This is a genomic window from Burkholderia sp. 567 (assembly GCF_040545115.1).
Taxonomy (GTDB): domain Bacteria; phylum Pseudomonadota; class Gammaproteobacteria; order Burkholderiales; family Burkholderiaceae; genus Burkholderia; species Burkholderia ambifaria.
In genome coordinates this window covers 418,361-440,908 of sequence record NZ_JBEPLG010000007.1, presented here as the reverse complement: position 1 = coordinate 440,908, position 22,548 = coordinate 418,361, and the positions used below count along the sequence as shown (strand labels likewise).

The window sequence follows — 22,548 nt, the reverse complement described above, 5'->3', positions numbered from 1 at the left end:
GCGTCGCCGGCGCTGCTGCGCCGCGCAACGATGCTACAGAAAAAACGGCCGGCGCGCTTTCGCACGGCCGGCCGTTCTCACGCCTTTGCGCTTACTGCTGCGGCGGCGTATCCGACTGCGACGCCGCTGCTTCGTTCAGCAGCGCCTTCGCCGACAGACGCACGCGACCCTTCTCGTCCGTCTGGATCACCTTGACCTTAACCTGCTGGCCTTCCTTCAGGTAGTCGTTGATGTCCTTCACGCGCTCGTTGACGATTTCCGAGATGTGCAGCAGGCCATCCTTGCCCGGCAGCAGGTTCACGATCGCACCGAAATCGAGCAGCTTGAGCACCGTGCCTTCGTACACCTGGCCGACTTCGATCTCGACCGTGATGTTCTCGATGCGCTTCTTCGCTTCGGCCATGCCTTCGCTGCTCGTGCTCGCGATCGTCACGACGCCGTCATCCGAGATGTCGATGGTCGTGCCCGTTTCTTCCGTCAGCGCGCGGATCACCGAACCGCCCTTGCCGATCACGTCGCGGATCTTTTCCGGGTTGATCTTGATCGTGATCATGCGCGGCGCGAATTCCGACAGTTGCGTGTTCGCACCCGAGACCGCCGACGTCATCTTGCCGAGGATGTGCATGCGGCCTTCCTTCGCCTGCGCGAGCGCGACCTGCATGATTTCCTTCGTGATGCCCTGGATCTTGATGTCCATCTGCAGCGCCGTCACACCTTGCTCCGTGCCGGCCACCTTGAAGTCCATGTCGCCGAGGTGATCTTCGTCGCCGAGGATGTCGGTCAGCACCGCGAACTTGTTGCCTTCGAGGATCAGGCCCATCGCGATACCCGCGACGTGCGCCTTCATCGGCACGCCGGCGTCCATCAGCGCGAGGCAGCCGCCGCACACCGACGCCATCGACGACGAACCGTTCGACTCGGTGATTTCCGACACGACGCGGATCGAGTAGCCGAATTCGTCGGCGCTCGGCAGGCACTTGACCAGCGCGCGCTTCGCGAGACGGCCGTGGCCGATTTCGCGGCGCTTCGGCGAGCCGACGCGGCCCGTTTCGCCGGTCGCGAACGGGGGCATGTTGTAGTGGAGCATGAAGCGCTCGCGGTATTCGCCTTCGAGCGCGTCGATGATCTGCTCGTCACCCTTCGTGCCGAGCGTCGCGACGACGAGCGCCTGCGTTTCGCCACGCGTGAACAGCGCCGAACCGTGGGTGCGCGGCAGCACGCCGGTGCGGATCTCGATCGGACGCACGGTGCGCGTGTCGCGACCGTCGATGCGCGGCTCGCCGTTCAGGATCTGCGAACGGACGATCTTCGCTTCGATGTCGAACAGGACGTTGCCGACGGTGGCCTTGTCGGCCGCGACCGTGCCGGCCGCCTGCGCGTCTTCCTCGAGCTTCGCCGAGGTCGCCGCGTAGACTTCCTTCAGCTTCGTCGAACGCGCTTGCTTGTCGCGCAGCTGGTAAGCGGCGAGCAGGTCGCCGTGCGCCAGCTCCGTCACGCGCGCGATCAGCGCCTCGTTCTTCGGCGCCGGCTGCCAGTCCCACTCGGGCTTGCCGCCTTCGCGCACGAGTTCGTGGATCGCGTCGATCGCCGTCTGCATCTGCTCGTGGCCGAACACGACCGCGCCCAGCATCACGTCTTCCGGCAGTTGATCGGCTTCCGATTCGACCATCAGCACCGCGCGCTCCGTACCGGCGACGACGAGGTCGAGGCTCGAGGCCTTGAGCTGGTCACGCGTCGGGTTCAGCACGTATGCGTTGTCGATGTATGCCACGCGCGCGGCACCGACCGGACCGTTGAACGGCAGGCCCGACACGGCGAGCGCGGCCGACGCGCCGATCAGCGCGGGGATGTCCGCCGGGATTTCCGGGTTCACGGACAGCACGTGGATCACGACCTGCACTTCGTTGTAGAAGCCTTCCGGGAACAGCGGACGCAGCGGACGGTCGATCAGGCGCGACGTCAGCGTCTCGTGTTCCGACGGACGGCCTTCGCGACGGAAGAAGCCGCCCGGGATCTTGCCGGCCGAGTAGGTCTTTTCGAGGTAGTCGACGGTCAGCGGGAAGAAATCCTGGCCCGGCTTCGCCGACTTCGCGCCGACGACGGTTGCCAGCACGACGGTGTCTTCCACGTCGACGATCACGGCACCGCTCGCCTGACGGGCGACTTCACCGGTTTCGAGGCGCACCTTGTGCTGGCCCCACTGGAATTCCTTCACGACCTTGTTGAACATGGACATGGTTGCTCCTTTGAATTCATTCATTTCATTCGCCGTGCGGGCCATCCCGCGCGGCGGCGTCCCGACCGAATCACCCGGAGCAAGGTGTGTTTTTTATGCCATTCCAGCGCGGCGCTCGATGAGCAACGCGATGGAATGACACAAATCCCGACCCCGGTATCAGCCGTTCCGGCAGTCCGGCAAGCGCGTGCCGAACAACCTGCGGTGCGCGTGACGCTACGCACCGCGCAAAAACAAAATGCCTGCATCAGCGGACTGACACAGGCATCTTGCTGGCGGCAATCGCCTCGATTACTTACGCAGACCCAGCTTCTCGATCAGCGCGCGGTAACGGTCGGCATCCTTGCCCTTGAGGTAGTCGAGCAGCTTGCGGCGGCGGCTCACCATGCGCAGCAGGCCGCGACGGCTGTGGTGATCCTTCGCGTGGGTCTTGAAGTGACCCGTCAGTTCGACGATACGTGCGGTCAGCAGTGCGACCTGGACTTCGGGCGAGCCCGTGTCGTTGGTACCACGCGCGAACTGAGCAACGACTTCCGACTTCTTGATATCTGCAACAGACATGTGATTTCCTTTTTCCTACTTGCTAACTGAACAGGCGGACACGGAAGAATGGCCGTGCCGTGACTTACAACCGGCGGGCATTGTAACACAACTGCACGCCGTTCCATCGCCTCCTGTCACGGGCGCGTCATCGAGCAGGTCGACGGCATCGCCGTACGCTGGGCGGGCACCGCGAGGACCGTCCGGAAGCCGTAGCCCGAGCCCTCGTTGTCGAAGCGCACGCCCGGCGTGCCGGCCTTGTCCATTTCCATCACGTAAAGGGGCTGGATCAACTGGTGATCCTGCGCGCGCATCGTCGACGCATGGAAGCCGTCGTCGAACGACAGCCCCTCCAGCGCGCGCGCCACCGCGACCGGGTCGGCCGAGCCGGCCCGATTCATCGCCGCCGCGAGCATGTCGATCATCAGGCTCATGCGCCGCACCGGATAGTCGTCCTGCGCCGCGGGGAAACGGGCCCGGAACGCGCGATAGAACGCCTCCGACTTCGCGCTGCCGGCGTTCGGATGCCAGTCCGCGACGGCGATCACCCGCCCGACGCCGGCGTCGCCGAGCGCGGCCGGCGCGCCGAGGCTGTTGCCGTAGAACGTATAGAACTTCGCGTTCAGCCCCTGCTCGCGCGCCGCCTTCACCAGCAGCGTGAGATCGTTGCCCCAGTTGCCGGTCACGACGGCGTCTGCGCCGCTCGCCCGGATCTTCGCGATGTACGGCGAGAAATCCTTGATGCGGCCGATCGGGTGGAATTCGTCGCCGGCGATCGTCACGTCCGGGCGCCGTTCGGCCAGCGCCTGCCGCGCGAGCGTGCTGACGTCGTGGCCGAAGCTGTAGTCCTGGTTCAGCAGATAGACCTTGCGCAGTGCGCGGTCGCGCGCCATCACGTCCGCCAGCGCAGCCATGCGCATCCCCGCGTGCGCATCGAAACGGAAATGCCAGAAGCTGCAGCGCGCGCCGGTCAGCGCCGGATCGTCGGCCGAATAGTTCACGAACAGCATCCGGCTGTCCGGATTGCGCGCGTTCAGCTTGTCGAGCGCCGCGACGAGCGCGGCCGCGACCGCCGAACTGTTGCCCTGCGCGACGAAGCCGATGTGGCGGTCCGCCGCGGCGCGCAACTGCACGAGCGCCTCTTCCGGGCTGCCCTTGCTGTCGAGCACGACGAGCTCGAGCGGATGCGCGCCATCGCGCAGCTTCACGCCGCCTGCCGCGTTGACCTGCTCGACACCGAAGCGCAGGTTGCGCTCGACCGCCGCGCCCGCATTCGCGAACGGGCCCGACATTCCTTCGATCAGCGCGATCCGCACCGGCTCGCCTGCCGCGAACGCGGACGACGCCAGCATCCACCCCGCGCTCAATGCGAGCGCGCACCGTTTCCACTGCTGCATCGGCTACCTGCCCTTCAATCTGTCCGAGAAGCGCGGATCATAGGCCGCGGGGGCTGCCGGCCGCAAGCGCGGTGCGAGACCGCGCCCCGAGCGCACCCTGCCCGCGATCCGCACCGATTTTTTCGGCACGATGCGCCGGCGCGCGCCGTCCGTGATACAACTGAACGGTCAGAGTGTTCTGGAGAATCCGATGCGCATTCGCATTCCCGTGCGCCTGCCGGTACTGGTCGCCTGCGCGGCGGCACTGCTCGCCGGCTGCGCGCAACCGTGGCAGCAATACCAGGCCGGCCAGGACGAGTCGGCGATCGTGGCGCGCATGGGCCCGCCGCGCGAAATCTACGACCTGCCGGGCGGCGGCAAGCGCCTGATGTGGCCGACCCAGCCGATGGGCGAGATCACCGTCGCGGCCGACGTCGACGCGGCCCACCGCATCGTCAACGTGCGCCAGGTGTTGCAGCCGAGCGAGTTCTATCGCGCGGAAATCGGCAAGTGGACCAAGACCGACGTGCTCGTGAATTTCGGCCGGCCGGTCGAGACGTCATACTTCCCGCTGATGAAGCGCGAGGTGTGGACCTACCGCTATCTCGAAGACAACGTCTGGTACATGATGTACAGCTTCTACTTCGATCCGCAGGGCATCCTGCGCACGACGCAGAAAACACCGGATCCACTTCACGATCCCGATCGCCGCAATCTGTTCTGATCGATTACGCATTTATCTGCAATTTTCGCAATGGCCATTCACGCATTATTGCGTGAATGGCCATTTCATTTTTTCCGCCATATTCGATTAACTCCCCAATCGCGCGGCAATCCTTTCCGATTGACGGCATTCGGCAAGCAATCCCGCGCAACGCCGCCCCACACGGGCGCGGGCGGGAAACAGGTATATACGATGCATCTCATGCGTCGCATTGGTGCATTCAATGCACCTCGCCCGATCCAGTTGAAACAATTTGTATCAGTGGCACCCGGCGTTAGGGCATACCCCTAATATCAGTCGAAATTGAACCTTTCAGTTCAGAAAGGATCCTATTGCTCCACATCGTCCCGTCTTTCTTTGCCATTTGTTTTCCTTTATCGGAAAGGAGTCCTTATGAACCGCCCCAAGAGCATGCTGGTTGCCAACATCGCCTGGGCCCGCGAGACGCGCGATCACACGCCCGGCTTCTTCGACGCGCTTGCACGCGGCCAGAACCCGCGCGTGCTGTGGATCGGCTGCGCCGACAGCCGGGTGCCGGCCGAAACCATCACGCACAGCGTGCCGGGCGAGCTGTTCGTCCATCGCAACATCGCCAACCTGTTCCATCCCGACGATGACAATTCGGCCAGCGTGCTCGAATACGCGGTGCGCGTGCTCGAAGTCGACCACGTGATCGTGTGCGGCCACTACGGGTGCGGTGGCGTGCGCGCGTCGCTGCTGCCGCCGCCCGCCGACCTGCCGCACGTCGCGCGCCGCATCGCGCCGCTTTGCGCGCTCGCGCGACGCCATCGCGATGCGCTCGACGGACTCGACGACACGGCCGCCGCCGACCGCCTGGCCGAGCTGAACGTGCTCGAACAGGTGCGGCTGCTGCGCGCGTCGCCGATCGTGCAAGGCCGGAAGCGGCCGCCGCTCGTGCACGGCTGGATCTTCTCGCTCGCCGACGGCCTGCTGAAGGAACTCGACTCCGGCTATGCGGCACCGCCGGTCGAAGCCGAACCGGAGCATGCCGCCACGGCCGCCGCAGCCGCCTGACCCGTGCCCTTCCCCAACGCTACGAAATCGCCCCAACCATGAAACTGAACGAGCGCCTGTCCACCCTGCCGCGCGACATCGTCGCCGGCATCGTCGTTTTCCTCGTCGCGCTGCCACTGTGTCTCGGCATCGCGAATGCATCCGGTGTCGAACCGTTCGCCGGGCTCGTGTCCGGCATCGTCGGCGGCCTCGTCGTCGCGCTGCTGAGCGGCTCGTCGCTGTCGGTCAGCGGGCCTGCCGCCGGCCTCGTCGTGATCGTCGTCGAAGGGATCGCGCAACTCGGCAGCTTCTCCGCGTTCCTGCTCGCGGTGCTGCTGTCCGGCGTGCTGCAGTTCGGCTTCGGCATGCTGCGCGCCGGCCGCTTCGCCGCCTATGTGCCGTCGCCCGTCATCAAGGGCATGCTCGCGGCGATCGGCCTGCTGCTGATCCTGAAGCAGATTCCGTTCGCCTTCGGCCTTGGCGGCTCGGCCGCGCAATCGTTTGCATCATGGGCGGCCCTGCCGACCGCCTGGGCCGCCACGGCCATCGCGCTCGCGTCGCTCGGGTTGCTGGTCGCGTGGGATACGCCGGCGCTCAAGCGCTTTGCCTGGGTGCGCTCGGTGCCCGCGCCGCTCGCGGTCGTCGTGTTCGGCATCGGCGCCACGCTGCTGCTCGGCGCGTTCGTGCCGTCGGTCGCGCTGGGTGCCGCGCATCGCGTCACGTTGCCCGAGCTCGAATCGTTCGCGGCGCTCGCGGCCTCGCTGAAGCACGCCGAGCTCGGCCCGAACTTCGCGCAGCTCGTCAATCCGGACGTATGGCGCGTGGCGATCACGCTCGCGGTCGTCGCGAGCCTCGAAACGCTGCTGAGCCTGGAGGCGGTCGAACAGATCGATCCGAAGCGCCGTCCGACCCAGCCGGACCGCGAACTGAAGGCCCAGGGCGTCGGCAATCTCGTCGCGGGCGCGGTCGGCGGGCTGCCGATCACGTCGGTGATCGTGCGCAGCTCGGTCAACGTGAACGCGGGCGCGCAGAGCCGGATGTCGGCGATCGTGCACGGGATCCTGCTGCTCGCCAGCGTGTTCGCGCTCACCGGGCTGATCAACCTGATCCCGCTCGCGAGCCTCGCGGCCATCCTGATCCACACCGGCTTCAAGCTCGCGAAACCGGCGCTGTTCCGCTCGGTGCTGAAACAGGGTCCGGCCGCGTTCGTGCCGTTCGCCGCGACGATCGCGGGCGTGCTGGCGGTCGACCTGCTGTTCGGCATCGCGGTCGGCCTCGCGTGCAGCGTGCTGGCGGTCGCGGTGGCGAACCTGAAGAGCCCCGTCACGCTCGCGCAGCACGACGATCACTACCTGCTGTCGTTCCGCAAGGACGTGTCGTTCCTCGGCAAGGTGCAGGTCAAGCATCACCTGCGGCACATCCCGGACCGCGCGGCCGTGATCATCGACGCGACGCGCGCCGACTACATCGATCACGACGTGCTCGAACTGCTCGATGCATTCGTCGCCGATGCGCCGCGGCGCGGGATCACGGTGGAATTCCGCCGCCGCAATCCGGCGCCCCGCCCGGCCACGCGCCGCTGGCTGTTCCGCGCACCGGCCGCCGAATGAGCGGCGCATGAAAAAACGCCCCGGGCGGCGCAGGGCCGCACGGGGCGTTTAGGGCGCTCGGCGCGCAGTGCTTACGAGCGCTGCGGGTTGAGCTTGTCGTCCTTCGAGTGCAGCTTGTTCAGCGCGGCAATGTACGCCTTCGCGGAAGCCGCGACGATATCGGGATCGGTGCCGACGCCATTGACGATCCGCCCGCTCTTCGACAGCCGCACCGTCACTTCGCCCTGCGCCTGCGTACCGGTCGTGATCGCGTTCACCGAGTACAGCAGCAGTTCCGAACCGCTGCCGACTTCGCTCTCGATCGCGTTGAACGTCGCGTCGACCGGGCCGTTGCCACGTGCCTCGCCGGTCACTTCCTTGCCGTCGAGTGCGAACACGACCTTGGCCTGCGGCTGCTCGCCGGTTTCCGAGCGCTGCGACAGCGACACGAACTTGTAGTGCTCCTGCTCCTGCGCGAACGCCGACTCCTCAGAGACGATCGCGATGATGTCTTCGTCGAAAATCTCCGACTTGCGGTCGGCCAGATCCTTGAAGCGCATGAACGCGGCGTTCAGCTCGGTTTCGCTGTCGAGCGACACGCCGAGCTCCTGCAGGCGCTGCTTGAACGCATTGCGGCCCGACAGCTTGCCGAGCACGATCTTGTTCGCGGTCCAGCCCACGTCTTCCGCGCGCATGATCTCGTACGTGTCGCGCGCCTTCAGCACGCCGTCCTGATGGATGCCCGACGCGTGCGCGAACGCGTTCGCGCCCACCACCGCCTTGTTCGGCTGCACGACGAAACCGGTGATCTGCGACACGAGCTTCGACGTCGGGACGATCTGCGTGGTGTCGAGGCCCACGTCGAGGCCGAAATAGTCCTTGCGGGTCTTCACGGCCATCACGATTTCCTCGAGCGACGTGTTGCCCGCGCGCTCGCCGAGACCGTTGATCGTGCACTCCACCTGCCGCGCACCGCCGATCTTCACGCCGGCGAGCGAGTTCGCCACCGCCATGCCGAGGTCGTTGTGGCAATGCACGGAGAAGATCGCCTTGTCCGAGTTCGGAATGCGTTCGCGCAGCGTCTTCACGAGGTTGCCGTAGAGTTCCGGCACGCCGTAGCCGACCGTGTCGGCGATGTTGATCGTCGTCGCACCTTCGGCGATCACGGCTTCCAGCACGCGGCACAGGAAGTCGAGATCCGAACGGCTGCCGTCTTCCGGCGAGAATTCGACGTTGTCGGTGAACTTGCGCGCGAAGCGCACGGCGAGGCGCGCCTGCTCGAACACCTGGTCCGGCGTCATCCGCAGCTTCTTCTCCATGTGCAGCGGCGACGTCGCGATGAACGTGTGGATCCGCGCGCTATTGGCCGGCTTCAACGCGTCGGCCGCGCGCTGGATGTCCTTGTCGTTGGCGCGCGCCAGCGAGCAGATCGTGCTGTCCTTCACGAGACCGGCGATCGTGTGGATCGCGTCGAAGTCGCCGTTCGAGCTGGCCGCGAAGCCGGCCTCGATCACGTCGACCTTCATCCGCTCGAGATGCTTCGCGATGCGGATTTTCTCTTCCTTCGTCATCGACGCGCCGGGCGATTGTTCACCGTCACGCAACGTCGTATCGAAAATGATCAGCTTGTCTGTCATGGGGGGCTCCAGGGCTCTTTATACGGGAATCAAACGTAATGAGATCGCGCCACCGCTGGCGACGCTCAACAACAGACGAGGCTTGACGGGGGGCGAGAACGGTCAGCGCGGCAGGCGCGCCAAAGCTAGCGCGCGTAGCGGCGCACCGGCTAGAAGGAGGGAGAGGCGGGAAAATGCAGTCATGCCAAAGACTATAGCGGCATTCCGCAAGGCGCGCAATCGGACGGCACCCGTGAAGCCCGGCGGCGCGACGCGAAAGAGGGGCACATGAAAACGGCGGCCCCGAGGCCGCCGTTTCCGTTTCCGCGCAGGTTGCGCGTCAGTGATCGCGCTGCGACGAGCGCGCGGGATTCGCCCGCCCGCGGATGGCCATGTAGGCCCAGAACACATAGCCGGACAGCCCGTACAGCACGAACAGGCAGAACAGCATCAGCGGCGGATCGGACGATACGAGCACGAACGCGACGACGACCAGCAGGATCGCCGCGAACGGCACGCGGTGCCGCACGTCGAGCGCCTTGCCGCTGTAGAACGGCGCGTTCGATACCATCGTCACGCCCGCGTAGATCGTCAGCACGAACGCGACCCACGGCAGCCAGCCGAGCTTCATCGGCACGCGGTTGTCGGTCGCGAGCCACACGAAGCCGGCGATCAGCGCGGCGGCGGCCGGGCTCGGCAGCCCCTGGAAGAAGCGCTTGTCGACGACGCCGATGTTGGTGTTGAAGCGCGCGAGGCGCAGCGCGGCGCCCGAGCAGTAGACGAACGCGGCGAGCCAGCCCCAGCGGCCGAGATCCTTCAGCACCCACTCGTACATCACGAGCGCGGGCGCGACGCCGAACGACACCATGTCCGACAGGCTGTCGAACTGTTCGCCGAACGCGCTTTGCGTATGCGTCATCCGCGCGACGCGCCCGTCCATCCCGTCGAGCACCATCGCGACGAAGATCGCGATCGCGGCGATCTCGAAGCGCACGTTCATCGCCTGCACGACCGCGAAGAAACCGCAGAACAGCGCGGCGGTCGTGAACGCGTTCGGCAGCAGGTAGATGCCGCGCGTCTTCAGGAACCGCTGGCGCGCGGCACGGCGGCTTTCCGGCACTGGATCAGGCGCCATTATCTTGTTGCGGCGGAACGGGCGTGGCGTCTGGCTGGACCCGTTGCGCGGCCGGCGGGGTTTGAATGCGGCCATCGTGGGCTCCGCCGGTTACTGTTCGAGCTCGGCGAGGATCGTCGACGACGCGTAGACCTTCTCGCCGATCGAGACCTTCGCGCGGCTGCCGAGCGGCAGGTACACGTCGACGCGCGAACCGAAGCGGATGAAACCGTAGCGCTGGCCGCGCGACAGCGGCTCGCCGGCGCGCACGTAGCAGAGGATCCGGCGGGCGACGAGGCCGGCGATCTGCACGGCGGTGACGGTCTTGCCGCTCGCCGTCTGGATCACGAGCGCATTGCGCTCGTTCTCGGTCGACGCCTTGTCGATTGCCGCGTTCAGGAACGCGCCCGGGAAATACTCGACCTTGGTGACCGCGCCGTCGACCGGCGAACGCTGCGAATGGACGTTGAAGACATTCATGAACACGCTGATCTTCAGCGCTTCGCGGTTCGCGTACGGATCCTGCGTGGTCTCGACCGCGACGATGCGGCCGTCCGCCGGACACAGCACCGCGTTCGGCTGCGCCGGAATCGGGCGCTGCGGATCGCGGAAGAACTGGACGACGAAGACGAGCAGCAGCCAGAACGGCCACGCGAAGCCGAAGCCCCCGACGGCGTGGATCAACAGCGCGATGACGGCAGCAATCGCGATGAACGGCCAGCCTTCGCGCGCGATGATCGGATGAGGATAGTTCATGGATTCGTTCTGTGTTCGGTGAATTGCAAAGCCCGTAGGATAGCAAAAGCCGCCCGGGGCACTACTGCCTTCGGGCGGCTTTTTGATGCCGACCCTCCACTCGAAGGGCCGGAACGGCGTGCAATGCTTAGTTCTTCGTCTGGTCGACGAGCTTGTTCTTCGCGATCCACGGCATCATCGCACGCAGCTTTGCGCCGACCTGCTCGATCTGGTGCTCGGCCGTCAGGCGGCGACGCGACTGCAGCGTCGGGGCGCCTGCCTTGTTCTCGAGGATGAAGCTCTTCGCGTACTCGCCCGTCTGGATGTCGGTCAGGCACTGCTTCATCGCCTTCTTCGTCTCTTCCGTGACGACGCGCGGGCCCGTCACGTACTCGCCGTACTCGGCGTTGTTCGAGATCGAGTAGTTCATGTTCGCGATGCCGCCTTCGTAGATCAGGTCGACGATCAGCTTCAGCTCGTGCAGGCACTCGAAGTACGCCATTTCCGGCGCATAGCCGGCTTCGACCAGCGTCTCGAAACCTGCCTTGATCAGCTCGACGGTACCGCCGCACAGCACGGCCTGCTCGCCGAACAGGTCGGTTTCGGTCTCTTCACGGAAGTTCGTCTCGATGATGCCGGCACGGCCGCCGCCGTTCGCTGCCGCGTACGACAGCGCGATGTCGCGTGCCGCGCCCGACTTGTTCTGCGCAACCGCGATCAGGTGCGGCACGCCGCCACCTTGCGAGTACGTGCCGCGCACGGTGTGGCCCGGTGCCTTCGGCGCGATCATGATCACGTCGAGGTCGGCACGCGGGATCACCTGGCCGTAGTGGACGTTGAAGCCGTGCGCGAATGCCAGCGCCGCGCCCTGCTTGATGTTCGCGTGCACTTCCTTCGCGTACACGTCGGCGATCTGCTCGTCCGGCAGCAGCATCATGACGACGTCCGCGCCCTTCACCGCTTCGGCGACTTCCTTGACCGACAGGCCTGCGTTTTCGGCCTTGCTCCACGACGCGCCGTCCTTGCGAAGGCCGACCGTCACGTTTACGCCGCTGTCCTTCAGGTTCAGTGCGTGCGCATGGCCTTGCGAGCCGTAGCCGATGATCGTGACTTGCTTGCCCTTGATGAGGGAGAGGTCGGCGTCTTTGTCGTAGAAAACGTTCATGATGGGTTCCTTCGCTAATTCAAAAATTCAACAATTCGTTCGGATTGGGTACTGCGGGCCGGGACATGACGGCGCACCCGGCGTGCCTCTTCGGCATTACACCTTCAGGATGCGCTCGCCGCGTCCGATGCCGGAGCTGCCGGTACGCACGGTCTCTAGGATCGCGCTGGCGTCCAGCCCCTGGATGAATGCGTCGAGCTTGTCGCTCGCGCCCGTCAATTCGATCGTGTAGGTCTTTTCGGTCACGTCGATGATGCGGCCGCGGAAAATGTCCGACATCCGCTTCATTTCTTCGCGCTCCTTGCCCACTGCACGTACCTTGATCAGCATCAGCTCGCGTTCGATGTGTGCACCGTCGGTCAGGTCCACCACTTTCACCACCTCGATCAGGCGGTTCAGATGCTTCGTGATCTGTTCGATCACGTCGTCCGAGCCAATGGAAACGATGGTCAGCCGCGACAGCGATTGGTCTTCGGTCGGCGCCACCGTCAAGGTTTCGATGTTGTAGCCGCGTGCGGAAAACAGACCGACCACGCGCGACAGCGCGCCCGGTTCGTTCTCCAGCAGGACGGAAATGATGTGTCTCATGTTCGCTTCTTCCAGAATGTGTCCGTGTCGATTCACTCGCGCCGCGCGCCGCCCGGTGCCGCACCGCCCTTCGTGAAGGCGGCCGCTCCGGCCCCACGCGCGCGTCGCGCCGTTACAGATCTTCCGATCCGAGCAGCATCTCGGTGATGCCCTTGCCGGCCTGTACCATCGGCCAGACGTTTTCGGTCGGATCGGTCTGGAAATCGAGAAACACGGTGCGGTCCTTCAGGCGCAGCGCTTCCTTCAGCGCCGGCTCCACATCCGAGGTCTTTTCGATCCGCATGCCGACATGGCCGTACGCTTCGGCGAGCTTCACGAAATCGGGCAGCGCATCCATGTACGAATGCGAATAGCGCTTGCTGTATTCGATCTGCTGCCACTGGCGGACCATGCCGAGATAGCGGTTGTTCAGCGAAATGATCTTCACGGGCGTGTCGTACTGCAGGCAGGTCGACAGTTCCTGGATGCACATCTGGATCGAGCCTTCGCCCGTGATGCACAGCACGTCGTCGTCCGGGTGCGCCATCTTGACGCCCATCGCTGCCGGCAGGCCGAAGCCCATCGTGCCGAGGCCGCCGGAGTTGATCCAGCGACGCGGCTTGTTGAAACGGTAGAACTGAGCGGCCCACATCTGGTGCTGGCCGACGTCCGAGCACACGAACGCGTTGCCGTCCGTCAGCTCCCACGCCTTCTCGACCACGTACTGCGGCTTGATGATCTCGCTTTCGCGGTCGAACTTCAGGCAGTCCTTCGACCGCCAGCCCTCGATGTCCTTCCACCATTGCGCGAGCGCGTCGGTATCGGGGCCATGCTCGGCCGTCTGCAGTTGCTCGATCAGCTCCTTCAGCACTTCCTTCACGTCGCCGACGATCGGGATGTCGACCTTCACGCGCTTCGAGATCGACGACGGGTCGATGTCGATGTGGATGATCTTGCGCGGACGCGACGCGAAGTGCGCCGGGTCGCCGATCACGCGGTCGTCGAAGCGCGCGCCGATCGCGATCAGCACGTCACAGTGCTGCATCGCCATGTTCGCTTCGTAGGTGCCGTGCATGCCGAGCATGCCGAGGAATTTCTTGTCCGACGCGCGATAGCCGCCAAGGCCCATCAGCGTGTTCGTGACCGGGTAGCCGAGCAGGTCGGCGAACTGGTTCAGTTCGCGCGCCGCATCGGCGAGGATGATGCCGCCGCCCGTGTAGATATACGGACGCTTTGCCGACAGCAGCAACGACACGGCCTTGCGGATCTGGCCCGAATGGCCTTTCGTGACGGGGTTGTACGAGCGCAGCGACACGCTCTTGACCGGCTCGTACTGGCACGGCGTCTTGGAGATGTCTTTCGGGATGTCGATCAGCACCGGGCCCGGACGGCCGGTGCGGGCGATGTAGAACGCCTTCTTGACGGTTTCCGCGAGGTCGCGCACGTCCTTCACGAGGAAGTTGTGCTTCACGCATGGACGCGTGATGCCGACGGTGTCGCATTCCTGGAATGCGTCCTGGCCAATCGCGGCAGTCGGCACCTGGCCGCTGATCACGACCATCGGGATCGAATCCATGTAGGCCGTCGCGATGCCGGTCACCGCATTGGTGACACCGGGGCCGGACGTCACGAGACAGACGCCGACGTTGCCGGTGGAACGCGCATACGCATCGGCTGCGTGCACGGCCGCCTGTTCGTGGCGCACCAGCACGTGCTGAATCTTGTCCTGCTTGTAAAGCTCGTCGTAGATGTAGAGTACCGAGCCGCCGGGGTAGCCCCAGATGAATTCGACGTTCTCGTCGGCCAGTGCCTTCATGAGCACGGTGGCGCCGATGGAGTCGCTATCGGGAGGGGAAAGGGGTTCCGACGTGGAGAATTCCGCGCTGGGCATGTTCATTTTGACCTTTCGAATTTTCGGCAAAAAATTGATCGGGTGCTCTCTGCCGGGCTTGTGGCTCGGGTTCAAGCGGCGCGTCCAGTTTGAAGGGCGGGCTTCTTGGGCCAGCCTCAAATGAGACCATCACTTCATGTTGCGAATCGCTGACGATAGCCGGTCACGATTGGGCCGTCAAGCAAAATATCCCGCAGCGCATCATGGCCGCCGCCCGGCGGCCCGCGGACGCGGCTCGCGCACAACGTGGCGCGCCGCAACCGGTGCCAAGTCGCGCGAAAATTTGTTAGCATCCGCGGGTTTTACGAAATTTTTCGACCCTTTTCACACGCCGCAGTCCGCAGCGCATACCTTTACGGAATGGCATCAGACAAGGAACTCGCCGACTTTCTGGCGGGCGTCGAAAGGCGCGCGTTCAAGCAGGCTGCCTACGCCGTGCGCGACGACGATGCGTCGCTCGACATCGTGCAGGACGCGATGATCAAGCTGGCGGAGAAATACGGCGACCGGCCGGCGGCCGAGCTGCCGCTGCTGTTCCAGCGGATCCTGCAGAACGCCATCCACGACTGGTTCCGCCGGCAGAAGGTCCGCAATACGTGGGTCACGCTCTTCTCGTCGCTCAACAATACGGACGACGACGACTTCGATCCGCTGGAAACACTCGAATCCGCGGACGACAATGCGGGTGTCGAGAGCACGGAGCACCGCCTCGAGCGGGAACAGGTTCTGGCCCTGATCGACGAAGAAATCCAGAAACTTCCGGCGCGTCAACGGGAAGCGTTCCTGATGCGTTATTGGGAAGATATGGATGTCGCCGAGACTGCCGCCGCAATGGGGTGCTCCGAAGGCAGCGTCAAGACGCACTGCTCGCGAGCCACTCATACCCTGGCACACGCGCTCAAGGCCAAAGGAATCACGCTATGAGCTCCGCTCCCGTAAATCGAGAATACGAATTCGCGCTGAAGGTCCGCCGCGCGCTGGACGAACGTGCCGCGGCGCTGCCTGCCGCGACCACCGACCGTCTGGCCGTCGCGCGCCGGGCCGCGCTCGCGCGCAAGAAGCCGGAACCCGCGAGCGCGCCGGTGTTCGTGCCCGCCTTCGCCGGTGCGGCCGGCGCATACGGCATGCCGCCCGCGAGCCATCCGCAGGCCGGCCGCCCGTCCGCGTCGCTCGCGCGCCGCCTGCTGCGCGCGTGGCCGCTCGCGCTGCTGCTGGCGGGGCTCGTCGGCATCGCCTACTGGGAAGACATGCAGCGCACCGCCGAGCTCGCCGACATCGACGCGGCGATGCTCAGCGACGACCTGCCGCTCAACGCGTATCTCGATCACGGGTTCAACGCGTATCTTTCGCACGCACGCTAACAGACAATAACGAGGGGATCGCACGGGTGAATCAGAAACGCGGCCTGGCCGTATTTTTCGGATGCGTGATCGCGATCGCCGTTTCCTACGTCGCCACCTACTCCCGATTCAACCCGCCCCCCGCGACGGTCTCCGCCGCGGCCAGCAGCGCACCCGCGCCGACCTCGGCCGCCGCGTCGCTGTCCACGGAACTCGCCCCGCTGCCCCTGCCGCTGCCGGCCGCCAACGGCCCGCTGTCGTGGGCGCGGCTCACGCCCGCACAACATGCGGCGCTCGCGCCGTTCGCCGATCAGTGGGACGGCTTCAGCGATGCGCGCAAGCGGAAATGGCTGAAGATCGCATCGCGTTTCGCGAAATTGACGCCGGATGAGCAAAAACACCTGCAGGACCGAATGTCCGAATGGGCGCGGATGACGCCGGAGCAGCGGCGCGTCGCACGCGAGAATTACCAGAGCGCGAAGGAGCTGTCCGCGCAGGCGCGCGAGCGCGCGTGGAAGGCCTATCAGCAATTGCCTGAAGAACAGAAGCAACGGCTCGCGGCGACCGAGCGCCGCCGTCGGCCGAGCGTCGTCAGCGCGCCGCCGACCGTCGCCGACCGCGATGTGCGCCGCCTCGTCAATTCGCACGACCATCCGGCGAGCAACGTCGCCGCCGTGCCGGTGCCCGCATCGGCCAGTGCCGGCTTGCCGCCCGCGGCGTCCTCCACCTCCGGTACCGCGCCTGCACCCGCACCGGCCGTCGTCACGCCGGTGTCGCCGGCCGACGCGCCGTCGATGTTCAAGGGTTCCTGATCGGCCGTGGCGAGCGCCCCCGCACCCCAAGCCCCGGCCATCGCCGCGCCGTCCGTGCGGCGGCGCCTCGCGGCGATGCTGTACGAGGCCGTGCTGCTGTTCGGCGTCGTGTTCTTCGCGGGCCTCGCGTTCAGCCTCGCGATGCAGCAGCGCAACGGGCTCGTCCATCACGACCTCCTCGCCGCGTGGATCGCGCTCGTCGTCGGCGCGTATTTCGTCTGGTTCTGGACTCACGGCGGCCAGACACTGCCGATGAAGACCTGGCGGCTGCGGCTCGAATCATCGAGCGGCCGGCCGCTGAGCGCCGCGCATGCGCTCGTCCGCTATGCGCTCGGCTGGCTGTGGTTCCTGCCGCCGCTCGCGCTGCATCCGCTGCTCGGCCTGTCGGTGCCCGTCACGCTCGCGCTCGCCGCCGCGTGGATCGTCGCGTGGGCCGGCGCGGCCCGCCTGCACGCCGATCGCCAGTTCCCGCACGACCGCCTCGCGCGCACGCGCGTCGTCGCGATTCCGCGCTGACGCGCTGACGCCCCGCGCGGTTCGCGCATCCGTCAGACGAAATCCGTCGAAACCGCCCGGAGCGCCGCCCCGCGCGGCTTGCCCGATAGCGACAGCCCGTCGGTTCGGCAGGTTACACAACCCCGCCCCATTCACTGCTAAACACGCCGCGACGACAGTAATAAGAACGTCTCGTGACTGTCACGGCATGGTCACGCCCACATGGCGCAATGCCGGTAATGTCAATCGGCGCGAGTCATGCATGGGCCAGAAAACGTCCGCGACCTCCCTGTTCCGTCAACCGCTCGGCGCCCGCGCCGTCACCGCCTTCGTGTCCGGCTCGGCCGCAACCGATGCTCTTTCGGCGCACGAGCCGCCGACCGCGCACGCGACGCAGCACGACGACCCCGAACCGTCCGCGCATCGTTACCGCACGATCTGGCTGTCCGACATCCATCTCGGCTCCAGCGGCTGTCAGGCGCCGTACCTGCTCGACTTCCTGCGCCACAACGATTCGGAGTACCTGTACCTCGTCGGCGACATCATCGATGGCTGGCAGCTGAAGAAGGGCTGGTACTGGCCGCAGGCGCACAACGACGTGGTGCAGAAGGTCCTGCGCAAGGCGCGCAAGGGCACGCAGGTGGTGTACATCCCGGGCAACCACGACGAAGGCGCGCGGCAGTTCTGCGACCTCGCGTTCGGCGACATCCAGGTACGCGGCGAGGCGTTTCACACGACGCTCGCGGGCAAGCGTCTGTGGATCGTGCACGGCGACCTGTTCGATGGCGTGATCCAGCACGCGAAATGGCTCGCGTATCTCGGCGACACGCTCTACACGCTGATCCTCGTGCTGAACCGCTGGTTCAACCGGATCCGCAGCCGGCTCGGCTTCCAGTACTGGTCGCTGTCGCAGTACCTGAAGCACCAGGTGAAGAACGCGGTCAATTTCATCTCGCAGTTCGAGACCGTGATGACCGACGAAGCGCGCCGCCGCGGCTGCGACGGCGTCGTGTGCGGGCACATCCACAAGGCCGAGATCCGCGACATCGACGGCGTGCTGTACTGCAACGACGGCGACTGGGTCGAGAGCCTGTCCGCCCTCGTCGAAACGATGGAAGGCGAACTGAAGATCGTCTACTGGACGGCGATGCGCACCGCGCCGTCCGCAGCCCCGTCGCGCAAGGCCAAGGCCACCGCCTGACACAACTCCACTTACAGGACACAGCCGCGATGAAGATCATGATCGTCACCGATGCATGGGAACCGCAGGTCAACGGCGTCGTGCGCACGCTCAAGAGCACCTCCCGCGAACTCACCGCGCTCGGCCACCGGGTCGAAATGCTGACGCCGCTGGAATTCCGCACGGTGCCCTGCCCGACCTACCCCGAGATCCGCCTGTCGATCCTGCCGTACCGCAAGCTGCGCGCCCGCATCGATGCGTTCGCACCCGACGCGCTGCACATCGCGACCGAAGGCCCGCTCGGCCTCGCTGCGCGACGCTATGCACGCTCGCGCAAGCTGCCGTACACGACCGCGTATCACACGCGCTTTCCGGAATACGTGCAGGCGCGCTTCGGCATCCCGCTGTCGGCGACCTACAAGTTCCTGCACTGGTTCCACGGGCCGTCGCTCGCGGTGATGGCGCCGACCCCGGTCGTGAAGCAGGATCTCGAGAAGTTCGGATTCACGAACGTCGTGCTGTGGACGCGCGGCGTCGATCTCGACATCTTCCGGCCGATGGAGTCGAAGGTGCTCAACACCGCGCGGCCGATCTTCCTGTACGTGGGCCGCGTCGCGATCGAGAAGAATGTGGAGGCGTTCCTGCGTCTCGACCTGCCCGGCTCGAAGTGGGTCGCGGGCGAAGGCCCGGCGCTCGCCGAGCTGAAATCGCGCTATCCGGAAGCGAACTATCTCGGCGTACTGTCGCAAGCCGAGCTCGCCAAGGTGTATGCTGCGGCCGACGTGTTCGTATTCCCGAGTCGCACCGACACGTTCGGCCTCGTGCTGCTGGAGGCGCTCGCGTGCGGCACGCCGGTCGCCGCTTACCCCGTGACGGGCCCGATCGACGTGCTCGGCGGGGGCGCTGCCGGCGCGATGCACGAAGACCTGCAGGAAGCCTGCCTCGAGGCGCTGAAGATCGAACGCGACACTGCCCGCGCGTGGGCCGAGCGCTTCTCGTGGCGCGCGGCGTCCGAGCAGTTCGCATCGCATCTGAAGCCGCTGCCAAAGACCGCGTACTCGCCCGCCGAAGGTGCCGCCGTTTGAAACGAGACCTGAACGACAAGACCCCCGACGCTGCCGCGACAGCGCAACTGCATCATCCGTTCGATGAAGAAGAGCCGCACGCCGATGCGGACGTGCACACGCACGAACCGCTCGGCCCCGACGATCGCCTGGCGCCGCTGCCGCCGAACCCGTACAAGCGCCACCGCGGCATCACGCGCGCGTGGTACGCGCTCAAGCATTCGCTGAACGGGTTTCGCGTCGCGATCCGCGAGGAGAGCGCTTTTCGCCAGGAGCTCACGCTCGCCGCGCTGCTGCTGCCGATCGGTGCGTTCTCACCGGTCCCGGCCGCGTCGCGCGCGCTGCTGATCGCGTCGGTGCTGCTCGTGCTGATCGTCGAGCTGCTGAACTCGAGCGTCGAGGCCGCGATCGATCGCATCTCGCTCGAGCGCCACGAACTGTCGAAGCGCGCGAAGGACTTGGGCAGCGCGGCGGTCACGGTCGCGCTGTTCGCGTGCGTGACGACGTGGGGCTTCGTGCTCGGCCCGGTCGTCGCGCGCTGGCTCGGCTTCTAGCGGCATCCGCGGCAGCACCGCCGTGCGGCGGTGCACCATGCGGCGGGAACGCGCGGCGATCACGAAATGCGCCGTTGGCAGGAAACAGCGGTTTATAATCGTCCGCTAGACTTAGAACAGCAACCCGCGCCGGACGAATCTCGCAGCATCGATTGCAGCGCCCGCCAGTCCGGCACACACAGGGCCGGACGACATGGAAGCGAAACCTCCCCGCCGCACCCGCGAACGGATTCTCGAGTTGTCGTTGAAACTCTTCAACGAGATCGGCGAGCCGAACGTCACGACCACGACGATCGCCGAGGAAATGGAAATCAGTCCAGGCAACCTGTACTACCATTTCCGCAACAAGGACGACATCATCAACAGCATCTTCGCGCAGTTCGAGCAGCAGATCGAACGGCGGCTGCGCTTCCCCGAAGATCACCGTCCGACGATCGACGAAACCTGGTCGTACCTGCAGTACATGGCCGACTTCATGTGGACCTACCGGTTCCTGTATCGCGACCTCAACGACCTGCTCGCGCGCAACCGCACGCTCGAGACGCACTTCAAGCAGATCATCAGCCACAAGGTGCGCTTCGCGCACGACATGTGCGAACTGCTCGTGTCGGACGCCGAAATGGTCGCGACGCCGGCCGAGATCGAAGTCATCGCCACCAACATGGCCGTGATCTCGACGTACTGGCTGTCGTATCAATACGTGATGCATCCGCGCAAGTACAACGATCAGGACGCGATCCGCGAAGAGCTGCACCAGGTGAGCATGCATGTGATCTCGGTGATGGCCCCGTACCTGCGCGGCCGTTCGCGCCAGCTGTTCGACGATCTCGTCTCCGGCAAGCTGCCCAAGCGCCAGTTCACCGACTACCTGCCGCCGCGCGACGGTTCGCCGCGCCCCGCCGGCAGCCCGGTCACCGCCAGACCCGCCGCGAAGGATACGAAACAATGAAGGCAGTGTGCGTTTACTGCGGCTCGTCGTCCGGCGTGCGGCCCGTCTATGCGGACGCCGCGCGCGCGTTCGGCCGCGCGCTCGTCGATGCGGACCTGACGCTCGTCTACGGCGGCGGCCGTGTGGGCCTGATGGGCGTGATCGCCGATGAAGTGATGGCGGCCGGCGGCCGTGCGGTCGGCGTGATCCCCGAGCTGCTCGTCGACAAGGAAGTCGGTCATACCGGGCTGTCGGAGCTGCACGTCGTGCCCGACATGCACCACCGCAAGAAGATGATGGCCGACCTTGCCGACGCGTTCGTCGCGATGCCCGGCGGCGCCGGCACGCTCGAGGAACTGTTCGAGGTCTATACGTGGGCGCAGCTCGGCTATCACCGTAAGCCCGTCGCGCTGTACAACATCGATTCGTTCTACGATCCGCTGATCGCGCTGCTGCGCCATACGGTCGACGAAGGCTTCATGCGTCCGACCTACTTCGACGCGCTGTGCATCGATGCCGAACCGGTCGCGCTGATCGATCAGCTGCGCCGCTACCAGCCGCCCGTCCGCGACAAGTGGGCGTCGGACGACGCGGCCAAGTAACGCTTACGGAGAGCCACGCGCGATGCCCGCACTGTCCGATCGCAAGGCCGTCCTGATCACCGGCGCGAGCCGCGGCATCGGACGCGCGACCGCCGTGCTCGCGGCCAAGCGCGGCTGGGACGTCGGCATCAACTATGCGCGCGACGCGGCGGCGGCCGAACTCACCGCGCAAGCCGTTCGCGACGCCGGCGCACGCGCGTGCGTCGTCGCCGGCGACGTCGCGAACGAGGCGGACGTCATCGCGATGTTCGACGCCGTCACGGCGGCGTTCGGCCGCCTCGACGCGCTCGTCAACAATGCGGGGATCGTCGCGCCGTCGATGCCGCTCGCCGACATGCCGGCCGACCGGCTGCGGCGGATGTTCGACACCAACGTGCTCGGCGCCTACCTGTGCGCGCGTGAAGCCGCACGCCGGCTGTCCACCGACCGCGGCGGGCGCGGCGGCGCGATCGTCAACGTGTCGTCGATCGCGTCCCGGCTCGGTTCGCCGAACGAATACGTCGACTACGCGGGCTCGAAAGGCGCGGTCGATTCGCTGACGATCGGCCTGGCGAAGGAACTCGGCCCGCACGGCGTGCGCGTCAACGCAGTGCGCCCGGGGCTGATCGAGACCGAAATCCATGCCAGCGGCGGCCAGCCGGGCCGCGCCGCGCGCCTCGGCGCGCAGACGCCGCTCGGCCGTGCGGGCGAAGCACAGGAGATCGCCGAGGCGATCGTCTGGCTGCTCGGCGACGCGGCGTCATACACGACGGGCGCGCTGCTCGACATCGGCGGCGGACGATAATCGCCCCGCAGGCGCCCCAACGCGCCGACTGAACATTCTTCTGGTCACGACACCACAAATCTCCACAATATCGTGACCATTTCAGTAAACATTCGTAACACTTCCATGCTCTACTAGCGCCAAGCCTGAAAACGGTCGGTCCTCCGGCTGTCTTTCTCGCCTTGATGCGCCCCTTATTGGTTCCGGCCCATGTCGCCGGACCGGCTTGACCCGACCGAGATC

Annotated in this window: 22 protein-coding genes; 13 read left to right on the top strand and 9 right to left on the bottom strand. The window is 65.8% G+C overall.

What is annotated here, in order from left to right; all coding sequences use genetic code 11:
- Positions 1-91: 91 nt before the first annotated feature.
- The 3 genes from pnp to ABIC50_RS22375 all read right to left on the bottom strand — a co-directional run bounded on the left by pnp (position 92) and on the right by ABIC50_RS22375 (position 4,173).
- Positions 92-2,236 (bottom strand): polyribonucleotide nucleotidyltransferase, encoded by a 2,145-nt coding sequence (pnp, locus tag ABIC50_RS22385; protein ID WP_011657486.1) that lies wholly within the window; start codon positions 2,234-2,236, stop codon positions 92-94.
- Positions 2,237-2,527: 291 nt separating this feature from the next.
- Positions 2,528-2,797: a 30S ribosomal protein S15 gene (rpsO, locus tag ABIC50_RS22380; protein ID WP_006398792.1), complete on the bottom strand. Its 270-nt coding sequence runs from the start codon at positions 2,795-2,797 to the stop codon at positions 2,528-2,530.
- 116 nt (positions 2,798-2,913) lie between these two features.
- A complete protein-coding gene (locus ABIC50_RS22375; RefSeq protein ID WP_354166849.1) occupies positions 2,914-4,173 on the bottom strand; it encodes a branched-chain amino acid ABC transporter substrate-binding protein in 1,260 nt (419 codons plus the stop codon).
- Positions 4,174-4,363: 190 nt separating this feature from the next.
- Here ABIC50_RS22375 and ABIC50_RS22370 point away from each other — a divergent pair, with 190 nt between their 5' ends.
- From ABIC50_RS22370 to ABIC50_RS22360, 3 genes are all read left to right on the top strand, one after another.
- Positions 4,364-4,876 (top strand): hypothetical protein, encoded by a 513-nt coding sequence (locus ABIC50_RS22370; protein ID WP_012364322.1) that lies wholly within the window; start codon positions 4,364-4,366, stop codon positions 4,874-4,876.
- A gap of 393 nt (positions 4,877-5,269) precedes the next feature.
- Positions 5,270-5,911 carry a carbonic anhydrase gene (locus ABIC50_RS22365; RefSeq protein ID WP_105830702.1) on the top strand — a complete coding sequence of 214 codons (642 nt, stop codon included), beginning with the start codon at positions 5,270-5,272 and terminating at the stop codon, positions 5,909-5,911.
- A 38-nt stretch (positions 5,912-5,949) separates the two neighbouring features.
- Complete coding sequence (locus ABIC50_RS22360; RefSeq protein WP_175708889.1) at positions 5,950-7,500, top strand: SulP family inorganic anion transporter; 1,551 nt, start codon at positions 5,950-5,952, stop codon at positions 7,498-7,500.
- Between the two features lie 71 nt (positions 7,501-7,571).
- On the opposite strand, the gene ABIC50_RS22355 is transcribed toward ABIC50_RS22360, so the two are convergent.
- From ABIC50_RS22355 to ABIC50_RS22330, 6 genes are all read right to left on the bottom strand, one after another.
- Positions 7,572-9,116, bottom strand: coding sequence for a 2-isopropylmalate synthase (locus ABIC50_RS22355; protein WP_006750449.1), 1,545 nt, complete (start codon positions 9,114-9,116; stop codon positions 7,572-7,574).
- 319 nt (positions 9,117-9,435) lie between these two features.
- A complete protein-coding gene (pssA, locus tag ABIC50_RS22350; protein WP_006750448.1) occupies positions 9,436-10,305 on the bottom strand; it encodes a CDP-diacylglycerol--serine O-phosphatidyltransferase in 870 nt (289 codons plus the stop codon).
- A gap of 15 nt (positions 10,306-10,320) precedes the next feature.
- Positions 10,321-10,965, bottom strand: a complete 645-nt coding sequence (locus ABIC50_RS22345) for a phosphatidylserine decarboxylase (RefSeq protein ID WP_006750447.1) — start codon at positions 10,963-10,965, stop codon at positions 10,321-10,323.
- A gap of 127 nt (positions 10,966-11,092) precedes the next feature.
- Positions 11,093-12,109: a ketol-acid reductoisomerase gene (ilvC, locus tag ABIC50_RS22340; protein ID WP_006750446.1), complete on the bottom strand. Its 1,017-nt coding sequence runs from the start codon at positions 12,107-12,109 to the stop codon at positions 11,093-11,095.
- Between the two features lie 96 nt (positions 12,110-12,205).
- Positions 12,206-12,697, bottom strand: a complete 492-nt coding sequence (gene ilvN / locus ABIC50_RS22335) for an acetolactate synthase small subunit (RefSeq protein ID WP_006750445.1) — start codon at positions 12,695-12,697, stop codon at positions 12,206-12,208.
- Positions 12,698-12,809: 112 nt separating this feature from the next.
- Entirely contained in the window at positions 12,810-14,573 is a 1,764-nt protein-coding gene (locus ABIC50_RS22330) for an acetolactate synthase 3 catalytic subunit (protein ID WP_006750444.1), read from the bottom strand.
- Positions 14,574-14,927: 354 nt separating this feature from the next.
- On the opposite strand from ABIC50_RS22330, the gene ABIC50_RS22325 reads away from it, so the two are divergent.
- The 10 genes from ABIC50_RS22325 to ABIC50_RS22280 all read left to right on the top strand — a co-directional run bounded on the left by ABIC50_RS22325 (position 14,928) and on the right by ABIC50_RS22280 (position 22,326).
- Complete coding sequence (locus ABIC50_RS22325) at positions 14,928-15,491, top strand: RNA polymerase sigma factor (RefSeq protein WP_011657493.1); 564 nt, start codon at positions 14,928-14,930, stop codon at positions 15,489-15,491.
- The gene (locus tag ABIC50_RS22320; RefSeq protein WP_126228231.1) at positions 15,488-15,928 is read left to right on the top strand and encodes a DUF3619 family protein; all 441 of its coding nucleotides are present in this window, start codon (positions 15,488-15,490) and stop codon (positions 15,926-15,928) included. The genes ABIC50_RS22325 and ABIC50_RS22320 overlap by 4 nt, the downstream gene beginning before the upstream one ends.
- A 26-nt stretch (positions 15,929-15,954) precedes the next feature.
- Positions 15,955-16,719, top strand: coding sequence for a DUF3106 domain-containing protein (locus ABIC50_RS22315; protein ID WP_105830706.1), 765 nt, complete (start codon positions 15,955-15,957; stop codon positions 16,717-16,719).
- A 6-nt stretch (positions 16,720-16,725) separates the two neighbouring features.
- Complete coding sequence (locus ABIC50_RS22310; RefSeq protein ID WP_165751784.1) at positions 16,726-17,235, top strand: RDD family protein; 510 nt, start codon at positions 16,726-16,728, stop codon at positions 17,233-17,235.
- Between the two features lie 241 nt (positions 17,236-17,476).
- The gene (locus ABIC50_RS22305; protein WP_041491224.1) at positions 17,477-18,415 is read left to right on the top strand and encodes a UDP-2,3-diacylglucosamine diphosphatase; all 939 of its coding nucleotides are present in this window, start codon (positions 17,477-17,479) and stop codon (positions 18,413-18,415) included.
- A gap of 29 nt (positions 18,416-18,444) precedes the next feature.
- The gene (locus tag ABIC50_RS22300) at positions 18,445-19,479 is read left to right on the top strand and encodes a glycosyltransferase family 4 protein (RefSeq protein ID WP_126228234.1); all 1,035 of its coding nucleotides are present in this window, start codon (positions 18,445-18,447) and stop codon (positions 19,477-19,479) included.
- Positions 19,476-20,012, top strand: a complete 537-nt coding sequence (locus ABIC50_RS22295) for a diacylglycerol kinase (RefSeq protein WP_105830709.1) — start codon at positions 19,476-19,478, stop codon at positions 20,010-20,012. Before ABIC50_RS22300 ends, ABIC50_RS22295 begins: the two co-directional genes overlap by 4 nt.
- A gap of 193 nt (positions 20,013-20,205) precedes the next feature.
- Positions 20,206-20,961 carry a TetR/AcrR family transcriptional regulator gene (locus ABIC50_RS22290; RefSeq protein ID WP_011657500.1) on the top strand — a complete coding sequence of 252 codons (756 nt, stop codon included), beginning with the start codon at positions 20,206-20,208 and terminating at the stop codon, positions 20,959-20,961.
- Positions 20,958-21,542, top strand: a complete 585-nt coding sequence (locus ABIC50_RS22285; protein WP_011657501.1) for an LOG family protein — start codon at positions 20,958-20,960, stop codon at positions 21,540-21,542. The genes ABIC50_RS22290 and ABIC50_RS22285 overlap by 4 nt, the downstream gene beginning before the upstream one ends.
- A gap of 22 nt (positions 21,543-21,564) precedes the next feature.
- A complete protein-coding gene (locus ABIC50_RS22280) occupies positions 21,565-22,326 on the top strand; it encodes an SDR family oxidoreductase (RefSeq protein WP_175664990.1) in 762 nt (253 codons plus the stop codon).
- Positions 22,327-22,548: the final 222 nt, after the last annotated feature.